Below are 25355 nucleotides of genomic sequence, written 5' to 3' on the forward strand. Positions count from 1 at the left end.
GCACGCATGTACTTCACCGATCGTGGGATCGAGGAGCTGCAGTCGCGCCGGGGTGACGAGACCGTCACCCTGGCGTGGCTCGCCGACCGGCTGGGCGAGTTCGTCGACACCAATCCCGAGTTCGAGGTCCAGATCGAGCGCTTCGCCACCTGGCTAGCGCGCCTGGACGATGACGATGACGAGGTCTGACCGAGCTCGGCGAGGGAACGGCCGAGTCAGGTCGAGTGATCCACAGCCGAAGGCCGTCTGACTGTCGAGGCCCGGTCGGCTGAGGCACCCGTCAGCCGACCGAGGTTTCGAGGCTCGCGCGCCAGAGCGCACTCGCACCTCAACCACCGGTGGCGGGGCAGACCTCAACCACCGGTGATCGGCTCAGCCGACGCGTCGCGCCAGCAGCGTCGCGTCCTCGATCTCGACGCTCTTCCCGTCGCGCTCCACGACCCGCGGCCGCTCCTCGACGACGAGCACCTCGACGTCCTCCGGCAGCGCGGGGAGCAGGTCGGCCGCGTGCCACATGGCGTCGTGCTGCCTGCGGGAGAGCTGCTCGAACACCTCCGACGGCGCGTGACCCACGACGAGAAGGTGGCCGCCGGGCGCCACCGCTCCCGCCAGCCGGCGGACGACATCGACCATCGCGGCTCCGGGATGCAGGAAGTGGGTCGTCACCAAGTCGAACGAGCGCCCCTCGGCCTCGAACGCACGCGCATCGACCTGCCACCAGTCGGTGCGGTCGGCCACGCCGGCCGCGGCCGCGTGCTCGGCGGCGCGGGCCAGGCCCTCGGACGAGAAGTCGGCGCCGGTGACGGTCCATCCCTGCTGGGCGAGCCAGATGACGTCGCCACCCTCGCCGCATCCGAGGTCGAGTGCGGTGCCCGGCTTCAGGGTCGAGATCTCGGTGACGAGCTGCGGATTCGGCTTGCCGCTCCAGATCTTGTCGCCGGTGGAGTACCGCTCGTCCCAGCCCGGGACCTCGAAGTAGTCGGCGGCGTCGCGGTCGTGGGCGTTGTCGTGCTGATGCTCGGTCATGGGTCCAGCCTTCCGGCCGGGCCCGGTCGTGGCAACTTCCTTTGCCGTTGTGGCAAGATCGCGGCCATGGACGACCAGATCGAGCAGGTGCTGGACGGCGTCGGCCCTCGCCTGCGTGCCCTGCGGGTCGCGCGCGGGGCGACACTCGCCGATCTCGCCACCGACACGGGCATCTCGGTCAGCACGCTGTCACGGTTGGAGTCCGGGCAGCGCCGTCCGAGCCTCGAGCTCCTGCTGCCCCTGTCGCGCGTGCACCAGGTGCCGCTCGACGAGCTGGTCGACGCCCCGGAGACCGGCGACCCCCGCGTCCGGGCCAAGCCGGTCGTGCGTCACGGTCGCACGTTCATCCCGCTGACCCGCCGCCCCGGCGGGTTGCAGGCGTTCAAGATCATCATCCCGCCGCATGACCCGCCCGAGCCCTACGCACCGAGGGTGCACGAGGGCTACGAGTGGATCTACGTCCTGTCCGGGCGACTGCACCTCGAGCTCGCCGGCCAGGTCACGGACGTCGGTCCGGGTGAGGTCGTCGAGTTCGACACCCGAACGCCGCACGTCGTGGCGAACCGGGGCGACATCCCGGCCGAGATCCTCGGCCTGTTCGGCCCGCAGGGCGAGCGGATGCACGTCCGTTCAGGGCAGTAGACCCGCGGTCAGCGCGTCAGGACGATCTTGCCGAACAGCGAGCCGTCGATGACCTTGGCCAGGCCGTCGGCCGCCTGCTCCATCGGGATGACCGAGTCGATCAGCGGACGCAGGCCCGTGACGTCGAGGAACTGCGCGAGCCGGTGCAGCTCGTCGCGGGTGCCCATCGTGGAGCCGTGCACGCGCATCTGCTGGAAGAAGATCCGCGTCAGCTCCGCCGGCGGGGCATCGCCCGAGGTGGCTCCGGAGATCACGATCGTGCCGCCGGGACGCATCGCGCGCACCGAGTGCGACCACGTGGCGGCGCCGACCGTCTCCATCACCGCGTCGACCTTCGACGGGAGACGGGCCCCCGACTCGAAGACCTCGTGCGCGCCGAGCTCGAGCGCCTTGGTGCGCTTGTCCTCGTCACGGCTCGTGGCGTAGACGCGGAATCCTGCCGCGGCCGCGAGCGAGATGAGCGCCGTCGCGACACCGCCACCGGCACCCTGCACGAGGACCGTGTCGCCCTGCTTCAGGTCCGACTGGGTGAAGAGCATGCGGTACGCCGTGAGCCACGCCGTCGGCAGGCACGCGGCCTCCTCGAACGACAGGCCGGCCGGCTTGGCGATCACGTTGCGACGCGGCACCGCGACCTTGTCGGCGAAGGTGCCGGCGTGCCGCTCCGACAGCAGCGACCGCTTCGGGTCCAGCGTCTCGTCACCGCGCCACGAGGGGTCGCTGATGACCGAGTGCACGAGCACCTCGTTGCCGTCCTCGTCGTACCCGGCGGCGTCGCAACCGAGGATCATCGGCAGCGACTCTGACTTCAATCCCACCCCGCGCAGGCTCCACACGTCGTGGTGGTTGATTGAGGCGGCCTTGACCGTGACCGTGGTCCAGCCGTCCGGCACCTCCGGATCGGGGCGCTCGCCGACGACGAGTCCGGCCAACGGGTCGTCGGGATTGATGGATCCGGCGTAGACGGCGAACATGCGTGAGCCTTTCAGTACGGGCGGCGCGCCACGCCCTCGCGGCGCGCGGTGTCGGTGACGGCGCGCGACACGGCCTGGGCCACGCGCGGGTCGAACGGCGACGGGATCACGTAGCCCTCGTGCAGGTCGTCGCCGACCAGGTCGGCGATCGCCTGGGCGGCCGCGAGCTTCATGCCCTCGGTGATGCGGGTGGCGCGCACGTCGAGCGCACCTCGGAAGATGCCCGGGAAGACGAGGACGTTGTTGATCTGGTTCGGGAAGTCCGAGCGGCCCGTGGCCACGACGCGGGCGTAGCGCTGCGCCACCTCGGGGTGCACCTCGGGCGTCGGGTTGGCCATCGCGAAGATGATCGCGTCGGGCGCCATCTGGGCGATGCCCTCCTCGGGCGTGGTGCCGCCCGAGACCCCGATGTACACGTCGGCGCCGTGCAGGGCGTCCACGATCGTGCCCGGGCGCGCGTACTCGGCGGACTGGTCGGCGATCCACTGCTTGGCGACGTTCAGGTCGCTGCGGCCCCCGTGGATCACGCCGGACCGGTCGGTGACCTGGATGCGACGCACGCCCGCGGCCTGCAGCATCTTCATGATCGCGGCGCCGGCGGCGCCGGCCCCCGAGATGACGACCTTGAGCTCGGTCATGTCGCGCTCGGTGAGTCGCACCGCGTTGATGAGTGCCGCGAGCGTGACGACCGCCGTGCCGTGCTGGTCGTCGTGGAAGACCGGGATGTCGAGGCGCTCGATCAGGCGCTGCTCGATCTCGAAGCAGCGTGGTGCCGAGATGTCCTCGAGGTTGATGCCGCCGAAGGACGGTGCGAGCCGGGCCACGGTCTCGACGATCTCGTCGACGTCGGTCGTGGCGAGCGCGATCGGGATGGCGTCGACCCCGCCGAACTGCTTGAACAGGACGGCCTTGCCCTCCATGACCGGCATCGACGCGGCCGGACCGATGTCGCCCAGGCCCAGCACCGCGGTGCCGTCGGTCACGACGGCCACGGTGTTGGAGACCCACGTGTACTCGTGCGCGACCTCGGGATCGGCGTGGATCGCCTCGCACACGCGGGCGACACCTGGCGTGTACGACATGGAGAGGTCGTCGGAGTCACGCAGCGGGACCGTCGCGGCGATCTCCATCTTGCCGCCGCGGTGCAGCGAGAAGACGGGGTCGTCGGGGTCGAGGGGCGTCGTGATGTCGATGTCGGTGGCAACCATGTGTGCTGTGGGGCTCGAGTCTTGGGAGAAGGGAACGACTGAGGTCGTGCGGCTCGGGACACCGGAGGGATCGAGCCTCGGCGGAGCAGGTGGCGCGGAACGCCCGGAACGGGGGCAGGTCGTGCCCGTCATCCATCGTGCCACAGGCCCCTGTCAGGGCTGGTCAGGACCCTTCGCTCGCCGCGCGCTCGACGATCGCTCGGTTGACCGGGGGCGCAAGCACGCAGACCAGCACGACGAGGGCGGCCAGACCGGCGCCCAGCGGCAGGTAGCGCACCGCCAGGACATCGCCGTCGACGTTGCGCAGGCTCCACGCGATCAGGAGCTGCAGCAGCTGCGTCATGACGATCGGTCCTCGCGCGCCGTGGCGACCCCGCAGCAGCAGCACAGCGGCCACGAGCTGCGTGCCGCCGTAGAGGAGGAAGAAGACGGCGACGCCCACGCCGACCGCCACACGTTCGCCGTTGATCGAGCCGAGATCGGCGACGGCCAGCGCGATGACGGCCAGTGCCTCCACCGTGACGACGGCAGCCGCGACCGTGAGAAGGCGGCGGACGGTCGGAGGCCAGGTGTCGGACACGGCGCCAGCCTACGGAATGGCAGCAGAACGAGGAGTGAGGCAGGCCTGTGTGACGGATCGAACACGATCTGAATTGCTACATCCTTGTAAACAGTCCGGTTTGTTGAAATCATCATGAACAAGCGCGTTCACGAGGGATTTTCCTTCCAACATCTGGACAAGAGCCCTCGCGCCACACTTTACTTTTCACATCGCTACCCGAAGTTCTCGGGAAGGAGCATCCGCCATGGATTGGCGCCACAAGTCGGCCTGTCTCGACGAGGACCCGGAGCTCTTCTTCCCGATCGGCAACACCGGGCCCGCGATCATGCAGATCGAAGAGGCCAAGCTCGTGTGCCGTCGGTGCGACGTCAGCGACCAGTGCCTCACCTGGGCCCTCGAGTCCGGTCAGGACCACGGCGTCTGGGGCGGTCTGAGCGAGGACGAGCGTCGCGCTCTCAAGCGCCGCAACGCTCGCGCCCGCATCCGCACCGCCTGAGCCGCGCCCCCGCTACGCGTCGAGCGTGATCGACACGGTCGTCCCGCCACTGGGGCGCCGTTCGAACGTGAGGGTGCCGTCGAGCTCGGTCTGCACCAGCGCGGTCACGATCGACAGCCCGAGGCTGTCGCCGGTGCGGAAGCCCTCGGGCATGCCCACCCCGTCGTCACTGACGCGCAGCCGGATCCGGTCACGGATGCGGTTCGACGCCACCGTGATCTGACCTCCGCCGTCGCCGAACGCGTGCTCGGCGGCGTTCTGGATCAGCTCGGTCAGCACCATCGACAGCGGGGTGGCGACCTCGCCCGAGAGCTGGCCGAACGACCCGATCCGGGTCGCGACGATCGACCGCTCCCCCGCCACGTCCAGCACCGTGCGCAGGAGCCGGTCGGCGATGTCGTCGAAGTCGACCACGTCACCGAACGACTGGCTCAGCGTCTCGTGGACCAGGGCGATCGAGCCGACCCGTCGCTCCGCCTCCTGGAGCGCGTGTCGCGCCTCGTCGGTCGACATCCGCCGAGCCTGCAGGCGCAGCAGCGCGGCCACGGTCTGCAGGTTGTTCTTGACCCGGTGATGGATCTCGCGGATCGTCGCGTCCTTCGTCATCAGCTCACGCTCGCGAAGGCGCAGCTCCGTGACGTCGCGCAGCAGGATGAGCGCGCCGGCCGGACGTCCCGACGACGTGAGCGGGATGCGTCGGACCCGCAGCGAGGCCGCCGCGTTCTCGAGCTCGCCTGAACCGCCCTCCAGACCCACCAGCAGGCCGGGCACGGCGTGGCGCGGGGTCCGGCGGTCCATCAGGCCGGCGGTCACATCGACCATGCGGGTGCCGATCAGGTCCCCGACGAGGCCGAGCCGGCGGTACGCCGAGAGCGCGTTCGGGCTCGCGAAGCGCACGAGCCCGTCGGGCCCGGTGCGGACGAAGCCGTCGCCGACCCGGAGCAGGTCGACGACCGTGGAGCGGTCGGCGGACTCCGGGAACTCGCCGGAACGGATCATCTCCAGCAGGTCGCCGGCCACGTCGAGGTACGCCGACTCCAGCGCACCGGCGCTGCGGAGGCCCGGTGCCTCGCGGCGGCGCTCGACGACGGCGATGATCCGCCCGTCGCGCCGCACCGGCACGAACTGCGTGGAGCGACCCGCCGCGTCGACCTCGCCGTCGACCGTGACACCTCGGACGAAGGCGCGCTCGACGAGCGGGGCGGACCCCGACGGCAGTGAGACCCCGACGACGTCCTCCAGCAGGGCCGTCGGTCCGGTCGTGGGCCGCACCTGGGCCACGGCACACACGGCGGACTCCTCCGCCTCGGGCACCCACAGGACGAGGTCGGAGAACGCGAGGTCGGCGATGAGCTGCCAGTCGGCGACGAGGGCGTAGAGCCAGCGGGCGTCGTCGACGGACACGGCACTGCGCGAGCGCGTCATGTCCTCGAGCTGGCCCACGGGGTCACCCTACGTGGCACGATGGGAGCGATGACCGAGTCGACCTGGCTGTCCGTGCGCACGACCGGCATGGACGTGCCCGCCGACCGACCGCTCGACGCGATGACGGCCGAGCTGGTCCAGATGCTCGGCGACCCGTCCCCGCGACTACGCGAGGAGCTGGCGTACCCGATCCTCACGGCGTGGCTGCAGCGCGGCGTCTACGACGACCTGCTCAGCGGGCTCGGCGACGGGATCGTGTCGGGCCTCGGGTACGGCCTGGGGCGCGACGGCACCCCCGACGAGGACGGCGCCGAGGACTCCTCGGTGATCCGTCGCTCGTACAGCGCCCTGATGCTGGCCGAGATCGTCGGCCGCGACAACGACGTCCACCTGGTGCAGGCCGCGTCGGTGCTGGCGTGGGGCGACGCCGCCACGAGCTGGTACGTCCGCGAGCTCGACCACCGGGGCTGGATCCCGGAGATCGGCTGGGCCCACGCGATCGCCCACGGCGCCGATCTGCTCGCGGCGTTGGCGCGCTCGCGTCACTTCGGGGCCCTCGAGCTCACGGTGCTCCTCGACGTCGTGGCCGACCGCGTCCTGGCACCCACGGCCTACGCGTGGCGCCACGGCGAGGACGACCGACTCGCCTTCGCCGTCATGACCCTGCTCCACCGCAACGCCCTGGACACCTCGCTCGTCGAGCCCTGGCTCGCCCGGCTCGGCGCCGGCCTGCAGCCACCCCGGACCCGTGGACACCTCGACGCCGAGTGGCCCACCACCGAGGCGCGCAACACCTCCGCGTTCCTGCGGGCCCTGCACCTGCAGCTCGCCCTGGGCGTGCAGGGCCGCTCGGACCTGCGGGGTGATGCCGACCTCTTCGCCGAGCAGCCCGCCGGCCGGGCCGACCTGTTGCTCGCGGTGCTCGACCAGATCCGTTCCGAGAGCCCGTGGCTCTACCGACCCACCTCACGCACGCCCGTCCCGCCGGGCCGATCCGCCACCTTGTAACCTCCGTCACATGACTGACGAGCCGGTACACGGTGGAGTGATCGCGACCGAGGTCGCCCGGGCGCACGGCGTCGAGGCGATGTTCACGCTCTCGGGGGCGCACGTGTTCCCGATGTACGACGGGGCCGTGAAGGCGGAGCCGCCGATGCCCATCATCGACGTCCGCCACGAGCCGTCGGCCGTCTTCGCCGCCGAGGCCATCGGCAAGCTCACCCGCAAGCCGGGCCTCGCCGTGCTGACCGCCGGCCCCGGCGTCACCAACGGCGTCAGCCCCATCGCGCAGGCGCAGTTCGCCGGTTCCCCGCTCGTCGTGATCGGCGGCCGCGCACCCGACAACCGCTGGGGCCAGGGCAGCCTGCAGGAGCTCGACCACCCGCCGATCCTCGAGACCATCACGGCGCTCTCCACGACGGCCCGCACGACGGCCGACATCGGCCCCACGGTCGACGACGCGTTCCGCGTCGCGGGGTCGTCGCACCGCGGTCCCGCGTTCCTCGACGTGCCGATGGACCAGTTCTTCGGCACCGCGTCCCGTCACACCACCGCGGGCGCCGTCGACCCGATCGAGCCCGACGCCGACGCCTTGGCCACGGTCGCCGACCTGCTCGCCGGTGCCCAGCGCCCGCTGCTGATCCTCGGCACCGACGTGTGGGCCGACGGCGCCGAGGAGGCGGCGCTCCGCCTCGTGACCGAGACCGGCATCCCCGTCATCGCCAACGGCATGGGGCGCGGCATCGTGCCCGGCGGCCACTCGCAGCTCGTCACCAAGGCCCGCTCCGCCGCGCTGAACGGGGCCGACCTCGTGATCGTCGTGGGCACGCCACTCGACTTCCGTCTCGGCTACGGCGTGTTCGGCGGCAAGGAGGACACCACCCCGGCGCGGGTCGTCCACCTGGCCGACTCCCCCGCCCAGGTCTCGACGCACGCCGAGCTCGCCGCGAGCGCCTCCGGCGACCTGACGCGCGTGCTCGACGGCGTGCTGTCCGGTCTGCAGTCCACGAGCGGCGCCAAGCCCGACTGGTCGGGGTGGCTCGCCGACCTGCAGGACCAGGTCAAGGCCGGGGTCGAGCGCGACAACGCCCTGCTCACCGCCAGCGCCGACCCGATCCACCCCGCCCGCATCTACGGCGAGCTGCTCCCCCGACTGGCCGATGACGCCGTCGTGATCGGCGACGGCGGCGACTTCGTGTCGTTCGCCGGCAAGTTCGTCGAGCCGAGTCGTCCGGGCGGATGGCTGGACCCGGGGCCGTACGGCTGCCTCGGCGCCGGCCTCGGCGCGGCCATCGCCGCGCGCATCGCCCGCCCGTCGAGCCAGGTCGTGCTGCTGTTCGGCGACGGTGCCGCCGGCATGTCGCTGATCGACGTCGACACGCTGGTGCGCCACAACCTCCCGGTCGTCATGATCGTCGGCAACAACAGCGCGTGGGGTCTCGAGAAGGGGCCCATGCAGATGCTCTACGGCTACGACGTCGCGGCCGACCTCGCCCCGGGCACGCGGTACGACCAGGTCGTCACGGCGCTCGGCGGTGGCGGTGAGCTCGTGACCGACCCGAAGGAGATCGGCCCGGCCATCGACCGCGCCTTCGCGTCCGGCATCCCGTACCTCGTCAACGTGCTCACCGACGTCGACGCGGCCTACCCCCGGGCCACGTTCGGCATCTAGTCAGCCGCGAGAGCCACCAACAAAGTCGCTCCTCGCCACCAACAAAGTCGCTCCTGACCACCAACAAACTCTCTCGCGAGGGGAACGTCAGCGGCGGGTGGTGCGGACGGCGGTGGTGCGCTCCTTGCGCCAGTAGCCGGCGATGTCGCACGTGCCGCGGGCGTAGCCGTGCGCCCGCGCCCAGCGACGGATCGGCTTGAGCACCCCGGCCTCGCCGGCGGCCCAGAGGAACACCCGACGGTCGGCCGGGAGCACCAGCGCATCGAGGTGACGACCGAGCACGTCGTCGCCGGCAGCGGCGACGTCCGGATCGTCCAGGTGCAACCACGTCACCGACACCCCCGGGCGCAGCGCGAGCTCCTGCTCCTCGGCCGCGTCCGGCACGAGCACCGCCACGAGGGCTTCGGTCCCGTCGGCGAGCTCCTCCAGCCACCGCGCCACGGCCGGCAGGGCCGTGTGGTCGGCCAGCAGGACGAGCGTGTCGGCATCCGGCACCACCTCGAGCGACGACTTCGGCCCGGCGACCCAGAGGGACTCGCCCGGCTCGGCCCGCTGGGCCCAGTCCGAGGCCAGGCCGCCGGGGTGCACCACGAAGTCGACCCACACCTCAGCAGCCACCGGGTCGTACCGGCGGATCGTGTAGTCACGGTGCGGCGGGAACGGTCGCGGCCAGTCGAGCGTCGCACCGTCGGCGGCCAGCACCGGCGGGCGGATCGTGCCGTCGGCGTCGGGGAACACGAGCTTGACGTGCTCGTCCGGGACGCCGCTCGAGAACCCGGCCAGACTGGGGCCACCGAGGACCACCCGCACCATGCGCGGCGTCACGATCTCGCGCCGGATCACCTCGAGCTCGCGGACACCGCGGGTCTGATCAGCACCTGGCACGGACCCATTCTGCCCCCACCCAGAAGGTGAGGGTAGCCTCATCTGGTGGGGACGGGGAGCAGGACGACGCCGGCGACGGTGCGCACCTCCCGCCAGATCCTCTTCGGCCCGATCACCCACCACCGCCGCCTGATCGCCAGTGGCACCCCCCTCATCGTCCTGTGGCAGATGTGCGAGGCCCTGGTCCCGGTCATGATCGGCGTGACGATCGACGTCGGCATCGAGACCGGCGAGCTCCGGCCGTTCCTGCTCTCGTGCCTGGCGATCGTCGTGATCTTCACCTTCCTCAGCTACGGCTACCGCTTCGGCGCGATCTTCATGAACCGCGCGGTGCAGCTCGAGTCGCACCGCATCCGACTCGAGATCGCCGACAAGGCCGTGCAGCCGGCCGACGACCCGAAGCTCGCCGGTGAGTGGCTGTCGCTCGCCACCTCCGACGCCGACAAGGTGTCACTGCTGGTGCGCCAGTTCGGCTTCACTGTCGCGTCCCTCGTGACGGTGACCGCCACCGCGGTCTACCTCACGCGCACCGACATGACCCTGGCCCTGGTGATCCTGTTCGGCCTGCCCATCACGGTCGGGATCACCCAGCTCGTCTCCCCCGTCGTGGCCCGCCGCACCGACCGCGAGCAGTCAGCGATCGCGCGCGTCGCCGGCCTCGGTGGCGACCTGGTCGCAGGCCTGCGCCCCCTCAAGGGCATCGGTGCCGAGGACGCGGCGAGCCGCCGGTACCGCGGCGCGAGCCAGGCGGCCCGGACCTCCAGCATCGTCACCGCCCGGTCCTGGGGCTACATGTCCGGACTCACGACCCTGGTCTCCGGACTCTTCCTGGCCGTCGTGGCGTGGTTGGCCGGCTCCAAGGCCATCGAGGGCGACCTGACGCTCGGCGAGCTCGTCGCGATCGTGGGCCTGACGCAGTTCCTCGCCGAGCCCATCTCGATGCTGGGCGCGCTCTCGGCCCAGTTCGCCGCCAGCACCGCGTCGGCCCGCCGTCTCCACACGGCCCTCGCGACCCCGGTGCGGGTCCGGGACGGTCCCGACCACCTGCCGCCGGGCGTCCCGCGCGACCTGAGGTTCGACGGCGTCACGACCCCCGCCCTGACCGGGGTCGACCTGCGCTGCGGTCCCGGCCAGCTCGTCGCCGTGGCCTGCGACAGTCCCGACAGCGCCGACTCCCTCGTGGCCCTGCTCGACGGGTCGGCCGCCCCGAGCGGCGGCTCGGTCTCGATCGCCGGCGTCGACCTGCAGAACCTGGCGGGCGTCGACCGCCGCGCGACCCTCCTGGTGGTCCCGCACGAGGCCAACCCGCCGGAGGGCACGATCCGGTCGGCGATCGACCCGGACGGCACCCTCGATGCCACGACCCTCGACGAGGTGCTGACGGCGTCGGCGGCGCACGACGTCGTCGCGGCCCACCACGACGGCCTGGACCACGCGGTCCGGTCCGGCGGCAGCAGCCTCTCGGGCGGCCAGCGCCAGCGCCTCACGATCGCGCGCTCGCTCGCCGTGTCCCCGCCCGTGCTCGTGCTCCGCGACCCCACGACCGCGATCGACGCCGTGACCGAGCAGCAGATCGCCCGCGGGCTGCAGGGCCGGCTGGGGCGCGAGACCGCGACGCTCGTCGTCACGACCTCACCGACCCTGCTGGCCGCTGCCGATCACGTCGTCTGGATCCGGTCGGGACGCGTCGCCCGCGTCGCCCCGCACCACGTGCTGCAGGAGGATCCGGAGTACCGCGAGGAGGTGCTGCGATGAGCGCCCCGATCCCGGCACGCGAGCTTCTCCCCGTCGCCACCGGACGCGACACGACTCGCCTGGTCGCCCGCCGGTTCCGCCGACGTCCTGGCGCAGTGGCGCTGGCGGTCGCGGCGTTCCTGCTCACGGGAGCCGCCGGAATCGTCGCCCCGCGCGCCCTCGGCGAGATCGTTGACCTCGTGCAGACCGGCGGTGACTCCGGCGACCTGATGCTGCCCGTCCTGGCGATCGTGATCGCCGCCGTGGTCGGGGCGATCGCCGCCTCGGCCGCCGTGGGCGCTCTCGCCCAGGCCACGATCCCGGTGCTCGCGGAGCTGCGCGAGGACGTCCTCGACCGTTCTCTGCACCTGGACTCGGGGCAGCTGGAGAAGGCCGGCACAGGCGACGTCATGGCCCGGGTCGGCGACGACGTGCGCACCGTGACCGACTCGCTCGACGAGGCGGTCCCGGTGCTGCTGACCTCGCTCATGGCGATCGTGTTCACGGCCGGTGGCCTGTTCGCGCTCGACTGGCGACTCGGGCTCGCGGGCGCACTCGCGGTGCCCGGCTACGTCGCTGCGCTGCGCTGGTACCTCCCCCGGTCAGGTCCGGTCTACCGCGCCGAGCGCGTCGCGCAGGGCGAGCGCGCCGAGGCCCTCATGTCGACTCTCGAGCACGCACCGACGATCCGCGCGTTCGGCCGGGAGGGACCGGCCCTGGGCGAGATCGACCGCACCTCGGTCAACGCCCGCGAGCTCGCGCTGCGGACCTTCTGGGTGCTGATGCGCTACGGCGCGCGCATGAATCGTGCTGAGGCGATCGGTGTCCTGATCATCTTGACGGCCGGCTTCGTCCTCGTGCGCGAGGACGTCGTCACGGTCGGTGCCGCGACGGCCGCCGCCCTGTACTTCCATCGCCTGTTCAACCCCATCGGCGGCGTGCTGTTCGTGTTCGACGACGTGCAGTCCGCCGGGGCGTCGCTCACCCGACTCGCCGGCGTCGCGCTGCTGCCCGAGCAGGACGACCGCGTCGGGGCCCTCGACGGACCGGCCCGTCTCGAGCTGCGGGGCGTCGGGCACGCGTGGGAGCCGGGCACCCCCGTGCTGCACGAGGTCGACCTCGTCGTCGAGCCGGGTGAACGGGTCGCCGTCGTGGGCGCCAGCGGCGCCGGCAAGTCGACCGTCGCGGCGATCGCGGCGGGGCTGACCTCCCCGACCTCCGGTCGGACGTTCCTGGCCGGTCGCGACGTCGACGACCTCGGCACGGCCACCGTGCGCCGGCACGTGGCGGTCGTGAGCCAGGAGGTGCACGTCTTCACCGGGACGGTGCGCGACAACCTGTCGCTGGCCGACACCGAGGCCGACGACGACGCCCTGCTCGCCGCGCTGGAGGTCGTCGGGGCGCGTCGCTGGGCCACGGCACTGCCCGAGGGTCTCGACACCCGGGTGGGCAGCTTCGGCCACGCCCTCACGAGCGCGCAGGCCCAGCAGCTCGCCCTGGCCCGAGTCGCCCTCCTCGACCCGCCGTTCGTCGTGCTCGACGAGGCCACCGCGGAGGCCGGGTCGTCCGGCGCCCGCGACCTCGAGATCGCCGCCTCCGAGATCGTGCGTGGCCGGACCGCGCTCGTGGTGGCTCACCGGCTCACCCAGGCCCAGAGCGCCGACCGCGTCGTCGTGATGGACCACGGACGCATCGTCGAGGTGGGCACCCACGACGAGCTCGTCGCCGCCGGCGGCCAGTACGCGACCCTCTGGCACGCCTGGTCGGGTTCGTAGACTTCCCCCATGGCCGTCCTGACCCGCACCGTCACTGCCGACGACACCGCCCTTGCCGTGGGGAGCGGCGACCTGGAGGTGCTCGGCACGCCGGTCGTGGTCGCCTGGTGCGAGGCGGCGACCTGCGCGGAGCTGGAGCTCGAGGCTCATCTCACGAGCGTCGGCACCCACGTCGACGTCCGACACCTGGCCCCGTCGCCGATCGGGACGATGGTCGAGGTGCACGCCGACGTCACCGAGCGGACCGACCGGGTCGCCACGTTCGCCGTCGAGGCGCGCGACGGTGACACGGTCGTCGCCCGCGGCACGGTCGTGCGGGCGATCGTGGACCGGGAGCGATTCCTCGGCCGCCTCTGACGTGTGCGACCATGGGGGGTCAATTCTTCGAGGAGGATCCCATGGGCAAGACCGGACGCAAGCGCCGCGCACGCCGCAAGAAGGGCGCGAACCACGGCAAGCGCCCCAACGCGTGACTTCTGCGTGAGACACGAAACCCCCGCAAAAATGCGGGGGTTTTGTCGTGTGGCACCACGGGCGAGCGAAGCTCGGTGCCTCACTCGATGATGCGGGTCTCGGTGATCGTGGTGCGCGTGACGCGAGAGCCATCGATCTCGACCTGCACGGCGCGGATCGACTGCAGCACCTTCTGGCGCAGGGGCTCGGGCGCCGCCTCCTGGCAGGAGCGCGACACGAGACTGCGCACGACCTGCTCGAGGTCGTACTCGGTCAGGCAGTCGCTGCAGCTGTCGAGGTGCGTCTGCACCTCCTCGCAGGAGGCGTCGTCGATCTCGCGGTCGATGAACAGGTAGAGGTTCTGCAGCGCGTCGCCGCAGTCGGGTCCGTCACAGCTCATGACGTCACCTCCGCCGTCGCCGGGGCCGCGCCCGCCATGCCGCGGTCGCGGGCGTAGTCGGCGAGCAGCTCGCGCAGCTGGCGACGCCCTCGGTGCAACCGTGACATCACGGTGCCGATGGGCGTGTCCATGATCTCCGCGATCTCCTTGTACGGGAAGCCCTCGACGTCGGCGAGGTACACCGCGTAGCGGAAGTCCTCCGGCAGCGCCTGCAGCGCGTCCTTGACGTCGGAGTCGGGGAGGTGCTCGAGCGCCACCATCTCGGCCGACTTGAGGCCGGTCGAGGTGTGCGCCGCGGCCGCGGCGATCTGCCAGTCCTCGATGTCCTCGCTGACCTGCTGCGGCTGGCGCTGCTTCTTGCGATACGAGTTGATGTAGGTGTTGGTGAGGATCCGGTACAACCAGGCCTTGAGGTTGGTGCCGGGACGGAACTGGTGGAACGACGAGAACGCCTTGGCGAACGTCTCCTGCACGAGGTCCTCGGCATCAGCCGGATTGCGCGTCATCCGCAGTCCGGCCGAGTACAGCTGGTCGAGGTACGGCAGCGCGTCGGTCTCGAAGCGCGCCTGGCGCTGCTCCGGGCTCTCGTCGGCACTGGTCGTGTCGGCCGTGCGGTCGATGTCATCCATTGGGGTCGATCGTACCGGCCGAACCGTGGATGGTGCTTCGCAGACGGGCATGAGTCCTCCTTCCCGATCGTCAACGACGACCGTCGGGGACCTATTCCGCGGGAAGCGGCCGCAGCAGCTCCGGTCCGTTGTTACGCACGTTGTTGACCGCGGTCGATACCGGCCAGGCCTGGAGCCGCCCCGGCGTGGCCGGCTGGAGGAGGGCGAACAGCTCGTGCTTCGGGTGCGGGGCCGGGTCGAGCCAGGCGTCGAGATGCTCGGTCGGCACGAGCCAGGGCGCGCGATCGTGCAGGCGCCCGTCCTCGCCCTCGGCCGCGGTCGTGAGGATCGTGAAGGTCACGAGCCACTCGGCCTCATCGCCGTCAGGCACGTCGGCGTCCTTCGGCTTCCAGAACTCGTAGAGCCCGGCGACGCCCAGGCCCTCGCCCCCGCCGTCCGGCGTGCGGCCCGTGATGAAGAAGGGCTGCTTGGGCGGCTTGCCGGCCCCGGTGTCGGGGCCCTGGTACCACTCGTAGAAGCCGTCCAGCGGGACGACGGCGCGACGCTTCGCGAACGCCCGCTTGAACGACGGCTTCTCGTCGACGGTCTCGGACCGGGCGTTGATCATGCGGTTACCGATCGAGACGTCCTTGGCCCAGCTCGGCACCAGTCCCCACTTCGCGGTGAGCAGCTCTCGCGTGGTCGCAGCGGAGTCGTCGGCGGTTCGCGCGATGACGAGCGGCGCGCGCTTGGTCGGCGCCATGTTGAAGTCGGCGCCGATCTCGTCCGCACCCGCGGCGAGGTCCGCCCCGAAGTCGTCACTCAGCTTCTGGGGGGTTCGGGTCGTGGCGTAGCGGCCGCACATGCTGCCAGCGTGGCAGACCGGCCCGCTGCGGACCACCCGCTGCGGAGCTGCTCCGTGCAGAGCTACTCCGTGAGTCGGGACAGCAACCAGGTCACGGCGTCGGCGTCGACCGGCAGCCGCTCGACCCACACGCGCGGCTCGGGCTCTCCCGCCAGGCCCTCGCGCAGGAGGCGTGCCAGCACTGCCAGTCCGACGGCGTCGGCGTCATCGGCGTGCGTGAACGCGGTGAACCGGTCCGGCGCGAGCCGGGCGACGGTCTCGTGCGCCGGGAACGCCACGGCGAGCGCGTGCCCGACCTCGAGTCCCCAGAGGTCGTCCTCGAGCGCATGGGCCCCCCGACGCCCCAGCTCGACGACGACCAGCACGTGCGACACCGCGGGCTCCCATCCGCGATGTCCTGCCTGCCGGTACACGTCATCGAGCCGGGTCCGCAGGTGCGGCACCGACGTGAGTGCCGTGAGCGGATCATGACAGTCCGCGTCGGCGGCGGGAGACGGAGCGCTCCCTGTCCACGCCTCCACCACCGAGCGAACTGCCACGTAAGGGGGTTCGCGACCAGGACTGAGGTCGGCCATCGTCTCGATCGCCTCCACCAGCGAGATCCCGTGCGACGCTGCACTCGCTCCCACCACGAGTGCAACGTCGACCAGGGACTCCCGATCACCGAGAACCGCACGGGCGAACGCGGCGGTCGCGACGTCGTAGTCGTTCATCCGGCCCTCCCTCGATCGTGCTGTTCTCATCAGGGGAACGGCGCCGGTCCACGGTCGTGACGCGACTTCGCGAACATTTTTTCCCGCTCGCTCGAGGACCCACGCCGTGGGACCTTGGTCCCTACTTCGCCCAACCGCGTGACATGGACCCTCCATCAGTCGTTGAATGTTGGGGAGAGAGGGAGGCGCGTGAGCAATTCCGGGAGCGGAGCCGCAGCGGTCGACGACGTCGTCGACCCCGCGAGCATGTCCGACGCCGCTCTCATCGCCGCCGTGCGCTCGGGCGACACCGTGGCCTACGGCACCCTCTTCGAGCGTCACCGCACGGCCGCCAATCGCCTCTCCCGCCAGCTCGTCTCGGGACCCGGCGCCGACGACCTGGTGTCCGAGGCGTTCCTCAAGGTCCTTGGTGTCCTGCAGCGCGGGGCCGGGCCCGACGAGGCCTTCCGCGCCTACCTCCTGACCGCCGTGCGCCGCCTCCACATCGACGGCATCCGCTCCGCCAAGCGTGAGCGCTCCACCGACGACGAGGCCGAGCTCGACCGGGCCGTCGAGTTCGTCGACCCCGCCGCCATGGAGTTCGACCGGGGCGCCGCCGGCGAGGCGTTCCGCTCGCTGCCGGAACGCTGGCAGCTCGTCCTGTGGCACCTCGACGTCGAGGGTCAGAACCCGGCCGAGATCGCACCGCTGCTCGGCATGGCCCCCAACAGCGTCTCCGCCCTGGCCTACCGCGCCCGCGAGGGCCTGCGCCGCGCGTACCTCCAGCAGCACCTCGCGCCCACGCTCGACGCCGAGTGCCGCGATGCCACGAGCAAGCTCGGGGCGTACGTCCGCCACGGCCTGGCCGCCCGGGACACCCGCAAGGTCGAGACCCACCTCGACACGTGCGCCCGTTGCACCGGGCTGCACCTCGAGCTGCGTGAGGTGAACTCGAGCCTCGCGGCCGTCCTCGGCCCCGTCGTGCTCGGCGCCGCGGCCACGGGCTACCTCGGCACGGCCGTCTCCATCGGCGGTCTCGGCGTCCTCGGCGCCGGCACGGCTGCCGGACTCGCGATGTCGACCAAGACGATCATGCTCGAGACCGCCCGCGTCGCGTCAGCCCCCGCCCGGCTCGCGGTCGGCACGAGCCTGGTCTCGTCGACCCCGGCCGCCGTCGCCACGGTCGCCCTGGCCGGCGCCGCCACGGTCGGCGTCGTCGCCACCACCTCCGCCGTCACGGACCCGGCCACGATGCCGGTCACCGCACCGATCCAGGACACGTCGCCGGTCGTGCTCGACGACGGCATCCGGATCACCCAGCCCACGCCGAGCCCCACGCTCCCGGCGCCGACCGCCACCGAGCCGGTGTCGGAGCCGGAGGAGCCCGACGAGACGGACCAGCCCGACGAGACCGACGAGTCCGAGCCGACCCCCGAGCCGACCCCCACGCCGACCGCCGACGCCGACCTCGACAACGACGAGGACTCCCCCGGCGAGGGCGAGGGTGAGACCGAGCCCCCCGCCCCGCCGCCCCCGCCCGTCGTCGGCACCGACTTCGCGCTCGGCACGCCATCGGTCGCGAACGACCGCATCGGACTCCAGCGGACCATGACGGTGCCCGTCACCGGCACCACGACCGGCGGCGTCCCGGCCGACCGTTCGGTCTCGGTGCGGGTCGACTTCGACCGGACCGTGCAGCTGCGCGCGGTTCCTGCGGGCTGGACCTGCTCGGGCGCACCCCGCACCTGGGTCTCGAGCGTCACGTGCTCCACGACGGTCGCCGCGGGCGGCGACGCACGGTTCGCGCTGTCCTTCGCGGGCATCCGACCGGCCGGCACGGTCACGCTCGTGGCCGACGAGGACCCCGACTCCGGCAACAACACGGGCGCCTTCGTGAGCCCGTCGATCCTGCTGCTGTTCTGAGCCGCGCCCGCGACGGGTTGCCGGTACGCCGTGATGCGGTAGACAAGGACCATGACAGTCCTGCGCACGGTGGCCCGTCCGATGCTCGCCTCGATGTTCGTCGTGGGGGGCATCAACTCCCTGCGTCATGCGAAGGCGCTCGCGCCGGCCGCACAGCCCGTCTCCGACGCCCTGGCGCCGCTCGCGCCGCAGCTGCCCGTGACCCCCACGAACGTCGTGCGGGCCCACGGTGCCATCAGCCTCCTGGGCGGTCTCGCGCTGGCCACGGGCCGGTTCCCCCGCCTGGCCGCGCTCCTGCTCGCCGGCAACCTCGTGCCCACCACGGTGCAGGGCCACAAGTTCTGGACCGAGTCCGACCCGGCCGCCCGGTCGAACCAGCAGGTCCACTTCTTCAAGAACCTCTCGATGATCGGTGGCCTGCTGATGTCGACGCTCGACCCCGACCCGCACAAGAAGATCCTGGTGCGCCGCGCCAAGGACAAGGTCGTCGAGGCCAAGGACACCGTCGCGGCGCAGATCTCGCGCTGAAGCCTCGAGATCGTCCGCTGCGGCACGGCAGCCGTCGCGGACGCTACGCTGGCCCGCGATGACTGAACCCCTGCCGTGGCTGGCTCCCACACCCCGTGAACCCGTGGTCGGCCAGATCATCGTGCCCGGTTCCAAGTCGCTGACCAATCGTGCGCTCGTGCTTGCCGCGGTCGCCGAGCGCCCGTCGGTCCTGACCCGCGCCCTCGGCTCCCGCGACACGAACCTGATGATCGGCGCCCTCACGGCCCTCGGCGCCCGCGTCGACCGTGACGGCATCGACTGGACCGTGCACCCGATCGACCCGTCGCTCGAGGCGCCCGTCACCGTCGACTGCGGCCTGGCCGGCACCGTCATGCGGTTCGCCCCCGTGCTGGCCGCGCTCGGTTCGGCGCCGGTCACGTTCGACGGCGACGAGCGGGCACGGGAGCGGCCCATGGCCGTCACGATCTCGTCGCTCCGCGCGCTCGGCGTCAAGGTCGACGAGCACGGCGACGCCGGCCGGCTGCCGTTCACGGTGCACGGCACGGGCCGGGTCGAGGGCGGGCCCGTCACGATCGACGCCTCGGCGTCGAGCCAGTTCGTCTCCGCCCTGCTGCTCGCCGCGCCGCGCTTCGCCCACGGCCTGGACCTCACCCACCAGGGGCCGCCCATGCCGTCGGCCCCGCACGTCGCCATGACGGTCGAGCAGCTGCGGGCCCGAGGCGTGCAGGTCGACACCCCCGGCGGCCACCGCTGGACCGTCGCCCCGGGACCGGTCGCCCCGCTCGACACCGAGATCGAGCCCGACCTGTCCAACGCGGGCGTGTTCGTGGCCGCGGCCCTGGTCACCGGCGGCGAGGTGCGCGTCCGCAACTGGCCCTCCTCGACCGACCAGGCCGGCGACGCCTGGCGCGACCTCGCCGTGGCCTTCGGCGGCTCGGCGGAGCTCGACGGCGACGACCTGGTGGTGACCGGGCCCCGAACCCTGTCCGGCGTCGACCTCGACCTGGGCGACGTCGGGGAGCTCGCGCCCGTCGTGGCCGCTGTCGCGGCCCTCGCCGAGACCCCCTCGCGCCTCACCGGCATCGCGCACCTGCGCGGCCACGAGACCGACCGCCTCGCGGCGATCGCCACGGAGTTCAACCGGCTCGGCGGCGACGTCGAGGAGCTCGACGACGGTCTGGAGATCAGGCCTCGCCCGCTCCACGGTGACGTGTTCCGCACGTACCACGACCACCGCATGGCCCACGCCGCCGTCGTGCTCGCCCTGCGCGTGCCGGACGTCTTCGTCGAGAACGTCGTCACGACGGTCAAGACGTACCCCAACTTCGCCCCTGTCTGGGAGCGGCTGGTCGACGCATGAGTCGACGCGACGACGACGAGCACGCGCGCTTCGAGCGGCCGCGACGACGCACCCGCCCCCGCACGAAGGACCGGCCCGATTACTCGGGTCTCCCGCTCGGACGGGTCGTCACGGTCGACCGCGGCCGGTACACCGTGCAGGTCGAGGAGGCGCAGGCCGACGGCAGCCAGGCCGATGTCGGGGCCGCCGTCACGGCGTCGAAGGCCCGCAGCATCCGCGGTGTCGTGGTGGGCGACCTCGTGCGGCTCGACGGCGACGTCTCGGCCGACGAGGGCACGCTGGCCCGCATCGCCGAGGTCCTCCCGCGCACCACGGTCCTGCGCCGCACCGCCGACGACGACGACCCGATCGAGCGCATCGTCGTCGCCAACGCCGACCAGCTCGTCGTCGTCACCGCCCTGGCCGACCCGCCACCCCGACCAGCCCTGGTCGACCGCTGTCTCGTCGCGGCGTACGACGCCGGCATGGACCCACTCGTGATCCTGACCAAGTCCGATCTCGCCTCGCCCGACGACATGATCGCCGCACTGTCCCCACTCGACGTGCCGGTGCTGGTGATCGGCCCGGGGGCCGACCTCGATCCCGTGCGCGCGGCCCTGGCCGACCGCACCAGCGTGCTGCTGGGACACAGCGGCGTGGGCAAGTCGACCCTCGTCAACCAGCTCGTGCCCGACGCCCTGCGGTCCACCAGCCACGTCAACGCCGTCACGGGCCGCGGGCGCCACACGTCCAGCTCGGCCGTCGTGCTCGACCTGCCCGGCGGCGGACGCATCGTCGACACCCCCGGATTCCGCTCGTTCGGGCTCGCCCACGTGCAGGTCGACCAGATCGTGCGCGCCTTCGCCGACCTGAACGCGCTGACCCGCGACTGCCCGCGCGGCTGTCACCACAGCGGCGATGACCCCGAGTGCGCGCTCGACGTCGCGGTCGCCGAGGGACACCTCGCCCCGGCACGACTCGCGTCGTTCCGACGCATCCTTCAGAGCCGCGAGCAGGTCTGACCACTACCGTGGCCCTCATGGCCCACTCGTACGCCGACGACCTGCGTCTCGCGCACGTCCTCGCCGACTCCGCCGACAACCTGTCGATGGATCGATTCGGGGCGATCGACCTCGAGGTCTCGACCAAGCCCGACATGACCTGGGTGACCGAGTCCGACCAGGCCGTCGAGGAGGGCATCCGGCGCACGCTCCGCACGGCCCGCACCCGCGACGCCGTGTTCGGCGAGGAGGGCGGGGCCCAGGAGGGTGCCGCCTCGTCGTCGCGCCGCTGGATCGTCGACCCGATCGACGGCACCTCCAACTTCGTGCGCGGCGTCCCCGTCTGGGCCACGCTCATCGCGCTCGAGGAAGAGGGCGAGATCGTCGCCGGGGTCGTCTCGGCACCGGCCCTCGGGCGCCGGTGGTGGGCGCACAAGGGCAGCGGCGCCTTCACGGGCAAGTCGGTCATGAACGGTCGCGAGATCCGCGTCTCGCGCGTCGGTGACCTCGCGAGCGCGTCGCTGTCGTTCAGCTCGGCGCCGAGCTGGGAGGACATCGGCAAGGCCCAGGCCTTCGCGGCCCTGACCCGCCAGTGCTGGCGCACCCGCGCCTACGGCGACTTCTGGTCGTACGTCCTCGTGGCCGAGGGCGCGGTCGACATCGCGGCCGAGCCCGAGCTGAACCTGTGGGACATGGCCGCGCTCGACGTCATCGTGCGCGAGGCCGGCGGACGGTTCACGTCCCTCGCCGGTCGCGACGGGCCGTGGGGCGCCAACGCGATCGCCACGAACGGTCGCCTCCACGACGCTGCTATGGCCTACCTCGGGCACTTCCCCGACACCGAGCCCCACGGTGACGGCTGGGACGACGAGGCCGAGCCTGAGGTCGACCGCCAGCGCGATCTCGGCAACGTCCTCGACTTCGATCGCTGAGCCGGGTCGTTCGCCCACGGGCTCGGCTCCACTTGTCGTCGATGCGTTAGCGATATATCGTTAACGCATCACCCATGCATCGTCGATGGCGTCGACCCGCCGCGCTCCGCGGCGCCCGGGTCCGTCTCGACCCAGGACCGGAGGCCTCCCGTGCACCCGCACCACCAGCACCCCGAGCACGACCACCAGCACCCGTTCCGGACCGACGGGCATCGCGAGGCGGGCGCCCGCCGCGGCGGCCCGCACCCCCGAAGCGACTTCGCCGGACTCGGGGAGTTCCGTGACCTCGGCCGGGGCAGCGGGCGCGGTCGCCGTCGCCGTCGCGGCGGCGACGTCCGCGCCGCCGCCCTCCTGCTGCTCGCCGAGCGGCCGCGCCACGGCTACGACCTGATCCAGGAGATCAAGGAGCGCAGCGACGGCATGTGGTCACCGAGCCCCGGCTCCGTCTATCCCGTCCTGCAGCAGCTCGAGGACGAGGGCCTCGTCGAGTTCGACCGTGTCGACGGCCGCAAGACGGCCTCGCTCACCGCAGCCGGACACACCTACGTCGAGGAGCACGCCGACGACCTCGGCACGCCCTGGGCCACGGCCAAGGCCGGTAGCGAGGGCGTGCCCGAGCTCGGCCAGGCCCTGCGGTCCCTGATGGGCGCGTTCCGACAGGTCACGTCCGACGGCACGCCCGACCAGCGGCGCCAGGCGGCGACCCTCCTGGAGGACACGCGGCGGGGCCTGTACCGGATCCTGGCCGGCGACCAGGCCTGACCCGACTCACCCTCGGCCGTGACCTCGATCACCGGCCGTGATCCTGCCTGACGGTAGGATACGATTGATCCGTCAGGCAGATCCATCGGCACGAAGTCGCGTCCGCTGGTACCTCGCCTGGCGCGTGCGGTGCGCGCACACGGAGGAGCAGTACCGCTGACGATGATGGTCCGGGACCAGGACGATGCGACAGCCCGGGGTCGCGCAGGTCGCGATGCGGTCGCGACCACCTCGCCGCACCAGGTCGATGCAGTCGGCGGCGACGATGCCCAGCCACGACTCGACGCCGGGTCCCCACAGCCGTCGCCTCACGTGCAGCTCGCCTCGCCCGTCGAGGTCCAGCCCCCAGGACGGCGCGGATTCGGTCTCGTGGCGGTTGACCACCGCGAGCGACGAGGCCCGGGGCCGCGCGAGGAGGATCTGCTCGACCGCGCCCCGCATCTCGCGGAGGGCATCCATCCGCTCACCGTCGACGGCCAGGTCGTCGCCCAGCTCACCCCGTGCCGACGTGGCCGCCACCGCCACGAACCACGCAGCCGCCGACGCCACCTCCGCGAGGGCGTCGCGCTCGTCGGGCGCGGCGACCACGGAGTTGACCAGCACGAGGGACGGGCGGACCTCAGCCGCGTCACGCGGCACGTCGAACTGCATGCCGGACGCTAACATGCCGCTTGTACCGTCGCGTCGATCAACTGAGACATCTGCCTCGTTCCACTTCCGTGCGGCGCCCTGTCGCCGTACGGTGGAATGTCGTCTCCCCGATCCGAGGTCTGTCCCATGCTCCTCACGAACCGGCTCACCAGGCTCGTCGTGATCACCGTCGTCGCCACGCTGAGCGTGGCGGCGATCATCACCTTCGCCTTCACGTCCGACGCGATCGGCGACCGCGGCCCCCGCGCCGAGGCCAAGTCCGACCGACCGACGGTCTCGGTGACGCCCACCGCCGGTGCGCCGGCCTCCGCCGCCGTCACGGCCGAGGCTGCTCCGCGGCCGGCCCCCGAGCCGGACGAGACCGCCGCGCCCACCACGCAGGCTGGCTCCGGCGCCGCCTCACCGCAGCCCGGCAGCGACCGCCCCGCGACACCGGCCAGCACGCCGGCACCCACGGCAGCACCGAAGCCCCCCACCAACGCCACCCCGGCACCCACGACGCCGGCGCCCACGGCGCCGCGCCAGTGCTACCTCCTGGTCCTGCCGATCCCCTGCAGCTGAGACCTCACCCCTGGGGCAGAGTGGGTCCGTGCTCGAGATCGTCCTGACCGCCGTGGCCGTGGTCCTCGTGGCCGTGCTCGCCGTCGTCGCCCTCGGCGCCTGGCGCTTCCTGCGCGCCACCCGCAGCGCCCGTCGCCGTCTGCGGCAGCTCGGTGGTCATCGGGAGGTCGCCGTGCTGCTCGGGCGTGCCTCCGTGGGGCGGGACCAGAGCCCGACCGTCGGCACGCTGGTGCGCACCGACGACGTGGTCGTCCTCGTGCCCGCCACGGCGGGCTCGGAGGTCCTCGTCGCCCGCGACGACCTGACGGCGGCCTCCACCACCACCAGCTTCCTGGGGCGCTCGTTCGGCGAGCCCGTCCTCCTCCTGACGTGGGAGGAGCACGGGCTCGGCGACGCCGTGGCGCTGCGCGTCGGTGACCCGCAGACCTGGATCACGGCGCTGACGCGTCCAGTGGCCTAGCCAATAGGTCAATGTGACGAACGTCAATACGATGGCGTCATGTCACGCCTGGAATCGCCCCGCCTCCAGCAGCTCAAGCCCGTGCAACGCCCGCGGCTGTACGAGCAGGTCGCCGGCCAGATCACGGAGTGGATCACCACGAACGGGGTCCGCTCCGGCGACCGGCTGCCCCCCGAGCGCGAGCTCGCGACCCAGCTCGGCGTCAGCCGCGCGACGATCAGCCAGGCCCTCGTCGCGCTGGAGGTCGTCGGGGCCGTCGTGGTCCGCCACGGCGACGGCGCGATCGTGACCGACGTCGCCGGCACCCCGCGGATCGTCGAGGCGATCCGCGCCCACGCGAACCGGCTGCCCGAGATCATCGACGCCCGCGACGCCCTCGAGTCGAAGATCGCCGCACTCGCCGCCGAGCGTCGCACCGACGCGCACCTCGCCGAGATCGACGCGGCGCTGGACGCCATGGAGGCCGACATCGACGCCGGCGGCCGCGGCGTCGAGGGTGACGAGCTGTTCCACGCGGCCGTCACGGGCGCAGCGGCGTCCGGGCTGCTGTCGAAGATGATGCGCGAGATCGGGGAGCTCGTGCTCGAGACCCGGATCGAGTCGCTCGGGCAGCCCGGCCGGCCGCGCGAGTCGCTCGCGGCCCACCGTCGCATCGCCGACGCCATCCGCGCCGGGGACCCGGCGGCCGCCGCAGCCGCGATGCACGCCCACGTCATGCGGGTCAGCGACGTCGCGATCCTCCACGACGAGGGGTAAGTCCCCCTCGAGCTGCTGGCCGTCTCAGACTCCGTCGCCCGCCA

The 25355-nt window shown here is 72.1% G+C and carries 29 protein-coding genes; 18 read left to right on the top strand and 11 right to left on the bottom strand.

The window, feature by feature from the left end; translation table 11 throughout:
- Positions 1-6: 6 nt before the first annotated feature.
- Positions 7-189, top strand: coding sequence for a DUF6104 family protein (locus tag V6S66_RS10670; protein WP_334206720.1), 183 nt, complete (start codon positions 7-9; stop codon positions 187-189).
- Positions 190-372: 183 nt separating this feature from the next.
- Here V6S66_RS10670 and V6S66_RS10675 read toward each other — a convergent pair whose 3' ends face one another.
- The gene (locus V6S66_RS10675; protein ID WP_334206721.1) at positions 373-1026 is read right to left on the bottom strand and encodes a class I SAM-dependent methyltransferase; all 654 of its coding nucleotides are present in this window, start codon (positions 1024-1026) and stop codon (positions 373-375) included.
- Between the two features lie 66 nt (positions 1027-1092).
- Between V6S66_RS10675 and V6S66_RS10680 the strand changes: the two genes are divergently transcribed.
- Positions 1093-1668 (top strand): helix-turn-helix domain-containing protein, encoded by a 576-nt coding sequence (locus V6S66_RS10680; RefSeq protein ID WP_334206722.1) that lies wholly within the window; start codon positions 1093-1095, stop codon positions 1666-1668.
- Between the two features lie 8 nt (positions 1669-1676).
- Here V6S66_RS10680 and V6S66_RS10685 read toward each other — a convergent pair whose 3' ends face one another.
- The 3 genes from V6S66_RS10685 to V6S66_RS10695 all read right to left on the bottom strand — a co-directional run bounded on the left by V6S66_RS10685 (position 1677) and on the right by V6S66_RS10695 (position 4430).
- Complete coding sequence (locus V6S66_RS10685) at positions 1677-2642, bottom strand: zinc-binding dehydrogenase (RefSeq protein ID WP_334206723.1); 966 nt, start codon at positions 2640-2642, stop codon at positions 1677-1679.
- Between the two features lie 11 nt (positions 2643-2653).
- Positions 2654-3850, bottom strand: a complete 1197-nt coding sequence (locus V6S66_RS10690) for an NAD(P)-dependent malic enzyme (protein ID WP_334206724.1) — start codon at positions 3848-3850, stop codon at positions 2654-2656.
- A 163-nt stretch (positions 3851-4013) separates the two neighbouring features.
- Positions 4014-4430, bottom strand: a complete 417-nt coding sequence (locus V6S66_RS10695) for a hypothetical protein (RefSeq protein WP_334206725.1) — start codon at positions 4428-4430, stop codon at positions 4014-4016.
- Between the two features lie 226 nt (positions 4431-4656).
- On the opposite strand from V6S66_RS10695, the gene V6S66_RS10700 reads away from it, so the two are divergent.
- Positions 4657-4908 (top strand): WhiB family transcriptional regulator, encoded by a 252-nt coding sequence (locus tag V6S66_RS10700; RefSeq protein WP_290582968.1) that lies wholly within the window; start codon positions 4657-4659, stop codon positions 4906-4908.
- Positions 4909-4920: 12 nt separating this feature from the next.
- Here the strand turns inward: V6S66_RS10700 and V6S66_RS10705 are convergent, their stop codons facing one another.
- Positions 4921-6351 carry a sensor histidine kinase gene (locus V6S66_RS10705; protein ID WP_334206726.1) on the bottom strand — a complete coding sequence of 477 codons (1431 nt, stop codon included), beginning with the start codon at positions 6349-6351 and terminating at the stop codon, positions 4921-4923.
- Between the two features lie 30 nt (positions 6352-6381).
- On the opposite strand from V6S66_RS10705, the gene V6S66_RS10710 reads away from it, so the two are divergent.
- Both V6S66_RS10710 and V6S66_RS10715 read left to right on the top strand, forming a co-directional pair.
- Positions 6382-7341, top strand: coding sequence for a DUF2785 domain-containing protein (locus V6S66_RS10710; RefSeq protein WP_334206727.1), 960 nt, complete (start codon positions 6382-6384; stop codon positions 7339-7341).
- 10 nt (positions 7342-7351) lie between these two features.
- Entirely contained in the window at positions 7352-9004 is a 1653-nt protein-coding gene (locus tag V6S66_RS10715) for an acetolactate synthase (protein WP_334206728.1), read from the top strand.
- 87 nt (positions 9005-9091) lie between these two features.
- Here the strand turns inward: V6S66_RS10715 and V6S66_RS10720 are convergent, their stop codons facing one another.
- Entirely contained in the window at positions 9092-9889 is a 798-nt protein-coding gene (locus tag V6S66_RS10720) for a siderophore-interacting protein (protein ID WP_334206729.1), read from the bottom strand.
- A 45-nt stretch (positions 9890-9934) separates the two neighbouring features.
- On the opposite strand from V6S66_RS10720, the gene V6S66_RS10725 reads away from it, so the two are divergent.
- The 4 genes from V6S66_RS10725 to V6S66_RS17035 are packed head-to-tail and all read left to right on the top strand — an operon-like array spanning position 9935 to position 13871.
- The gene (locus tag V6S66_RS10725) at positions 9935-11644 is read left to right on the top strand and encodes an ABC transporter ATP-binding protein (protein WP_334206730.1); all 1710 of its coding nucleotides are present in this window, start codon (positions 9935-9937) and stop codon (positions 11642-11644) included.
- Entirely contained in the window at positions 11641-13398 is a 1758-nt protein-coding gene (locus tag V6S66_RS10730; RefSeq protein ID WP_334206731.1) for an ABC transporter ATP-binding protein, read from the top strand. The genes V6S66_RS10725 and V6S66_RS10730 overlap by 4 nt, the downstream gene beginning before the upstream one ends.
- A 9-nt stretch (positions 13399-13407) precedes the next feature.
- The gene (locus tag V6S66_RS10735; RefSeq protein ID WP_334206732.1) at positions 13408-13755 is read left to right on the top strand and encodes a thioesterase family protein; all 348 of its coding nucleotides are present in this window, start codon (positions 13408-13410) and stop codon (positions 13753-13755) included.
- Positions 13756-13796: 41 nt separating this feature from the next.
- On the top strand, positions 13797-13871 hold the full coding sequence (locus V6S66_RS17035) for a 50S ribosomal protein bL37 (RefSeq protein WP_369797015.1): 75 nt from the start codon (positions 13797-13799) through the stop codon (positions 13869-13871).
- 80 nt (positions 13872-13951) lie between these two features.
- On the opposite strand, the gene rsrA is transcribed toward V6S66_RS17035, so the two are convergent.
- The 4 genes from rsrA to V6S66_RS10755 form a co-directional block, all read right to left on the bottom strand.
- Positions 13952-14251 carry a mycothiol system anti-sigma-R factor gene (rsrA, locus tag V6S66_RS10740; RefSeq protein ID WP_334206733.1) on the bottom strand — a complete coding sequence of 100 codons (300 nt, stop codon included), beginning with the start codon at positions 14249-14251 and terminating at the stop codon, positions 13952-13954.
- The gene (locus tag V6S66_RS10745; protein WP_334206734.1) at positions 14248-14880 is read right to left on the bottom strand and encodes a sigma-70 family RNA polymerase sigma factor; all 633 of its coding nucleotides are present in this window, start codon (positions 14878-14880) and stop codon (positions 14248-14250) included. Before V6S66_RS10745 ends, rsrA begins: the two co-directional genes overlap by 4 nt.
- 91 nt (positions 14881-14971) lie before the next feature.
- Positions 14972-15724, bottom strand: a complete 753-nt coding sequence (locus tag V6S66_RS10750; protein ID WP_334206735.1) for an SOS response-associated peptidase — start codon at positions 15722-15724, stop codon at positions 14972-14974.
- Positions 15725-15786: 62 nt separating this feature from the next.
- Positions 15787-16437 (bottom strand): hypothetical protein, encoded by a 651-nt coding sequence (locus V6S66_RS10755; RefSeq protein ID WP_334206736.1) that lies wholly within the window; start codon positions 16435-16437, stop codon positions 15787-15789.
- Between the two features lie 189 nt (positions 16438-16626).
- Between V6S66_RS10755 and V6S66_RS10760 the strand changes: the two genes are divergently transcribed.
- The 6 genes from V6S66_RS10760 (at position 16627) to V6S66_RS10785 (ending at position 22883) form a co-directional block, all read left to right on the top strand.
- Entirely contained in the window at positions 16627-18339 is a 1713-nt protein-coding gene (locus V6S66_RS10760; RefSeq protein WP_334206737.1) for a sigma-70 family RNA polymerase sigma factor, read from the top strand.
- Positions 18340-18390: 51 nt separating this feature from the next.
- Positions 18391-18867: a DoxX family protein gene (locus V6S66_RS10765; protein ID WP_334206738.1), complete on the top strand. Its 477-nt coding sequence runs from the start codon at positions 18391-18393 to the stop codon at positions 18865-18867.
- A gap of 58 nt (positions 18868-18925) precedes the next feature.
- On the top strand, positions 18926-20209 hold the full coding sequence (gene aroA / locus V6S66_RS10770) for a 3-phosphoshikimate 1-carboxyvinyltransferase (protein WP_334206739.1): 1284 nt from the start codon (positions 18926-18928) through the stop codon (positions 20207-20209).
- Entirely contained in the window at positions 20206-21210 is a 1005-nt protein-coding gene (gene rsgA / locus V6S66_RS10775; RefSeq protein ID WP_334206740.1) for a ribosome small subunit-dependent GTPase A, read from the top strand. Before aroA ends, rsgA begins: the two co-directional genes overlap by 4 nt.
- A 17-nt stretch (positions 21211-21227) precedes the next feature.
- Positions 21228-22121, top strand: a complete 894-nt coding sequence (hisN, locus tag V6S66_RS10780) for a histidinol-phosphatase (RefSeq protein WP_334206741.1) — start codon at positions 21228-21230, stop codon at positions 22119-22121.
- A 150-nt stretch (positions 22122-22271) separates the two neighbouring features.
- Positions 22272-22883, top strand: coding sequence for a PadR family transcriptional regulator (locus V6S66_RS10785; RefSeq protein WP_334206742.1), 612 nt, complete (start codon positions 22272-22274; stop codon positions 22881-22883).
- 72 nt (positions 22884-22955) lie between these two features.
- On the opposite strand, the gene V6S66_RS10790 is transcribed toward V6S66_RS10785, so the two are convergent.
- Positions 22956-23534 carry a CGNR zinc finger domain-containing protein gene (locus V6S66_RS10790; protein WP_334206743.1) on the bottom strand — a complete coding sequence of 193 codons (579 nt, stop codon included), beginning with the start codon at positions 23532-23534 and terminating at the stop codon, positions 22956-22958.
- Positions 23535-23660: 126 nt separating this feature from the next.
- Here V6S66_RS10790 and V6S66_RS10795 point away from each other — a divergent pair, with 126 nt between their 5' ends.
- From V6S66_RS10795 to V6S66_RS10805, 3 genes are read left to right on the top strand one after another with little or no spacing between them, the layout of a single operon-like run.
- A complete protein-coding gene (locus V6S66_RS10795) occupies positions 23661-24095 on the top strand; it encodes a hypothetical protein (protein WP_334206744.1) in 435 nt (144 codons plus the stop codon).
- Positions 24096-24123: 28 nt separating this feature from the next.
- Entirely contained in the window at positions 24124-24555 is a 432-nt protein-coding gene (locus V6S66_RS10800; RefSeq protein WP_334206745.1) for a hypothetical protein, read from the top strand.
- 39 nt (positions 24556-24594) lie between these two features.
- Complete coding sequence (locus V6S66_RS10805; protein WP_334206746.1) at positions 24595-25311, top strand: FadR/GntR family transcriptional regulator; 717 nt, start codon at positions 24595-24597, stop codon at positions 25309-25311.
- The last annotated feature ends 44 nt before the right edge of the window (positions 25312-25355 follow it).

The organism is Aeromicrobium sp. Sec7.5 (assembly GCF_036867135.1).
Classification (GTDB): domain Bacteria; phylum Actinomycetota; class Actinomycetes; order Propionibacteriales; family Nocardioidaceae; genus Aeromicrobium.

Bases quoted from the DNA above. Each gene is read 5' to 3' on its own strand.
- V6S66_RS10765 (WP_334206738.1), top strand. From the start codon at position 18,391: ATGACAGTCCTGCGCACGGTGGCCCGTCCGATGCTCGCCTCGATGTTC.
- V6S66_RS10690 (WP_334206724.1), bottom strand. From the start codon at position 3,850: ATGGTTGCCACCGACATCGACATCACGACGCCCCTCGACCCCGACGAC.
- V6S66_RS10710 (WP_334206727.1), top strand. From the start codon at position 6,382: ATGACCGAGTCGACCTGGCTGTCCGTGCGCACGACCGGCATGGACGTG.
- V6S66_RS10755 (WP_334206736.1), bottom strand. From the start codon at position 16,437: ATGAACGACTACGACGTCGCGACCGCCGCGTTCGCCCGTGCGGTTCTC.
- V6S66_RS10735 (WP_334206732.1), top strand. From the start codon at position 13,408: ATGGCCGTCCTGACCCGCACCGTCACTGCCGACGACACCGCCCTTGCC.
- V6S66_RS10805 (WP_334206746.1), top strand. From the start codon at position 24,595: ATGTCACGCCTGGAATCGCCCCGCCTCCAGCAGCTCAAGCCCGTGCAA.
- V6S66_RS10700 (WP_290582968.1), top strand. From the start codon at position 4,657: ATGGATTGGCGCCACAAGTCGGCCTGTCTCGACGAGGACCCGGAGCTC.
- rsrA (WP_334206733.1), bottom strand. From the start codon at position 14,251: ATGAGCTGTGACGGACCCGACTGCGGCGACGCGCTGCAGAACCTCTAC.
- V6S66_RS10685 (WP_334206723.1), bottom strand. From the start codon at position 2,642: ATGTTCGCCGTCTACGCCGGATCCATCAATCCCGACGACCCGTTGGCC.
- hisN (WP_334206741.1), top strand. From the start codon at position 21,228: ATGGCCCACTCGTACGCCGACGACCTGCGTCTCGCGCACGTCCTCGCC.
- V6S66_RS10675 (WP_334206721.1), bottom strand. From the start codon at position 1,026: ATGACCGAGCATCAGCACGACAACGCCCACGACCGCGACGCCGCCGAC.
- V6S66_RS10670 (WP_334206720.1), top strand. From the start codon at position 7: ATGTACTTCACCGATCGTGGGATCGAGGAGCTGCAGTCGCGCCGGGGT.
- V6S66_RS10715 (WP_334206728.1), top strand. From the start codon at position 7,352: ATGACTGACGAGCCGGTACACGGTGGAGTGATCGCGACCGAGGTCGCC.
- aroA (WP_334206739.1), top strand. From the start codon at position 18,926: ATGACTGAACCCCTGCCGTGGCTGGCTCCCACACCCCGTGAACCCGTG.
- V6S66_RS10730 (WP_334206731.1), top strand. From the start codon at position 11,641: ATGAGCGCCCCGATCCCGGCACGCGAGCTTCTCCCCGTCGCCACCGGA.
- rsgA (WP_334206740.1), top strand. From the start codon at position 20,206: ATGAGTCGACGCGACGACGACGAGCACGCGCGCTTCGAGCGGCCGCGA.
- V6S66_RS10795 (WP_334206744.1), top strand. From the start codon at position 23,661: ATGCTCCTCACGAACCGGCTCACCAGGCTCGTCGTGATCACCGTCGTC.
- V6S66_RS10790 (WP_334206743.1), bottom strand. From the start codon at position 23,534: ATGCAGTTCGACGTGCCGCGTGACGCGGCTGAGGTCCGCCCGTCCCTC.
- V6S66_RS10750 (WP_334206735.1), bottom strand. From the start codon at position 15,724: ATGTGCGGCCGCTACGCCACGACCCGAACCCCCCAGAAGCTGAGTGAC.
- V6S66_RS10680 (WP_334206722.1), top strand. From the start codon at position 1,093: ATGGACGACCAGATCGAGCAGGTGCTGGACGGCGTCGGCCCTCGCCTG.
- V6S66_RS10745 (WP_334206734.1), bottom strand. From the start codon at position 14,880: ATGGATGACATCGACCGCACGGCCGACACGACCAGTGCCGACGAGAGC.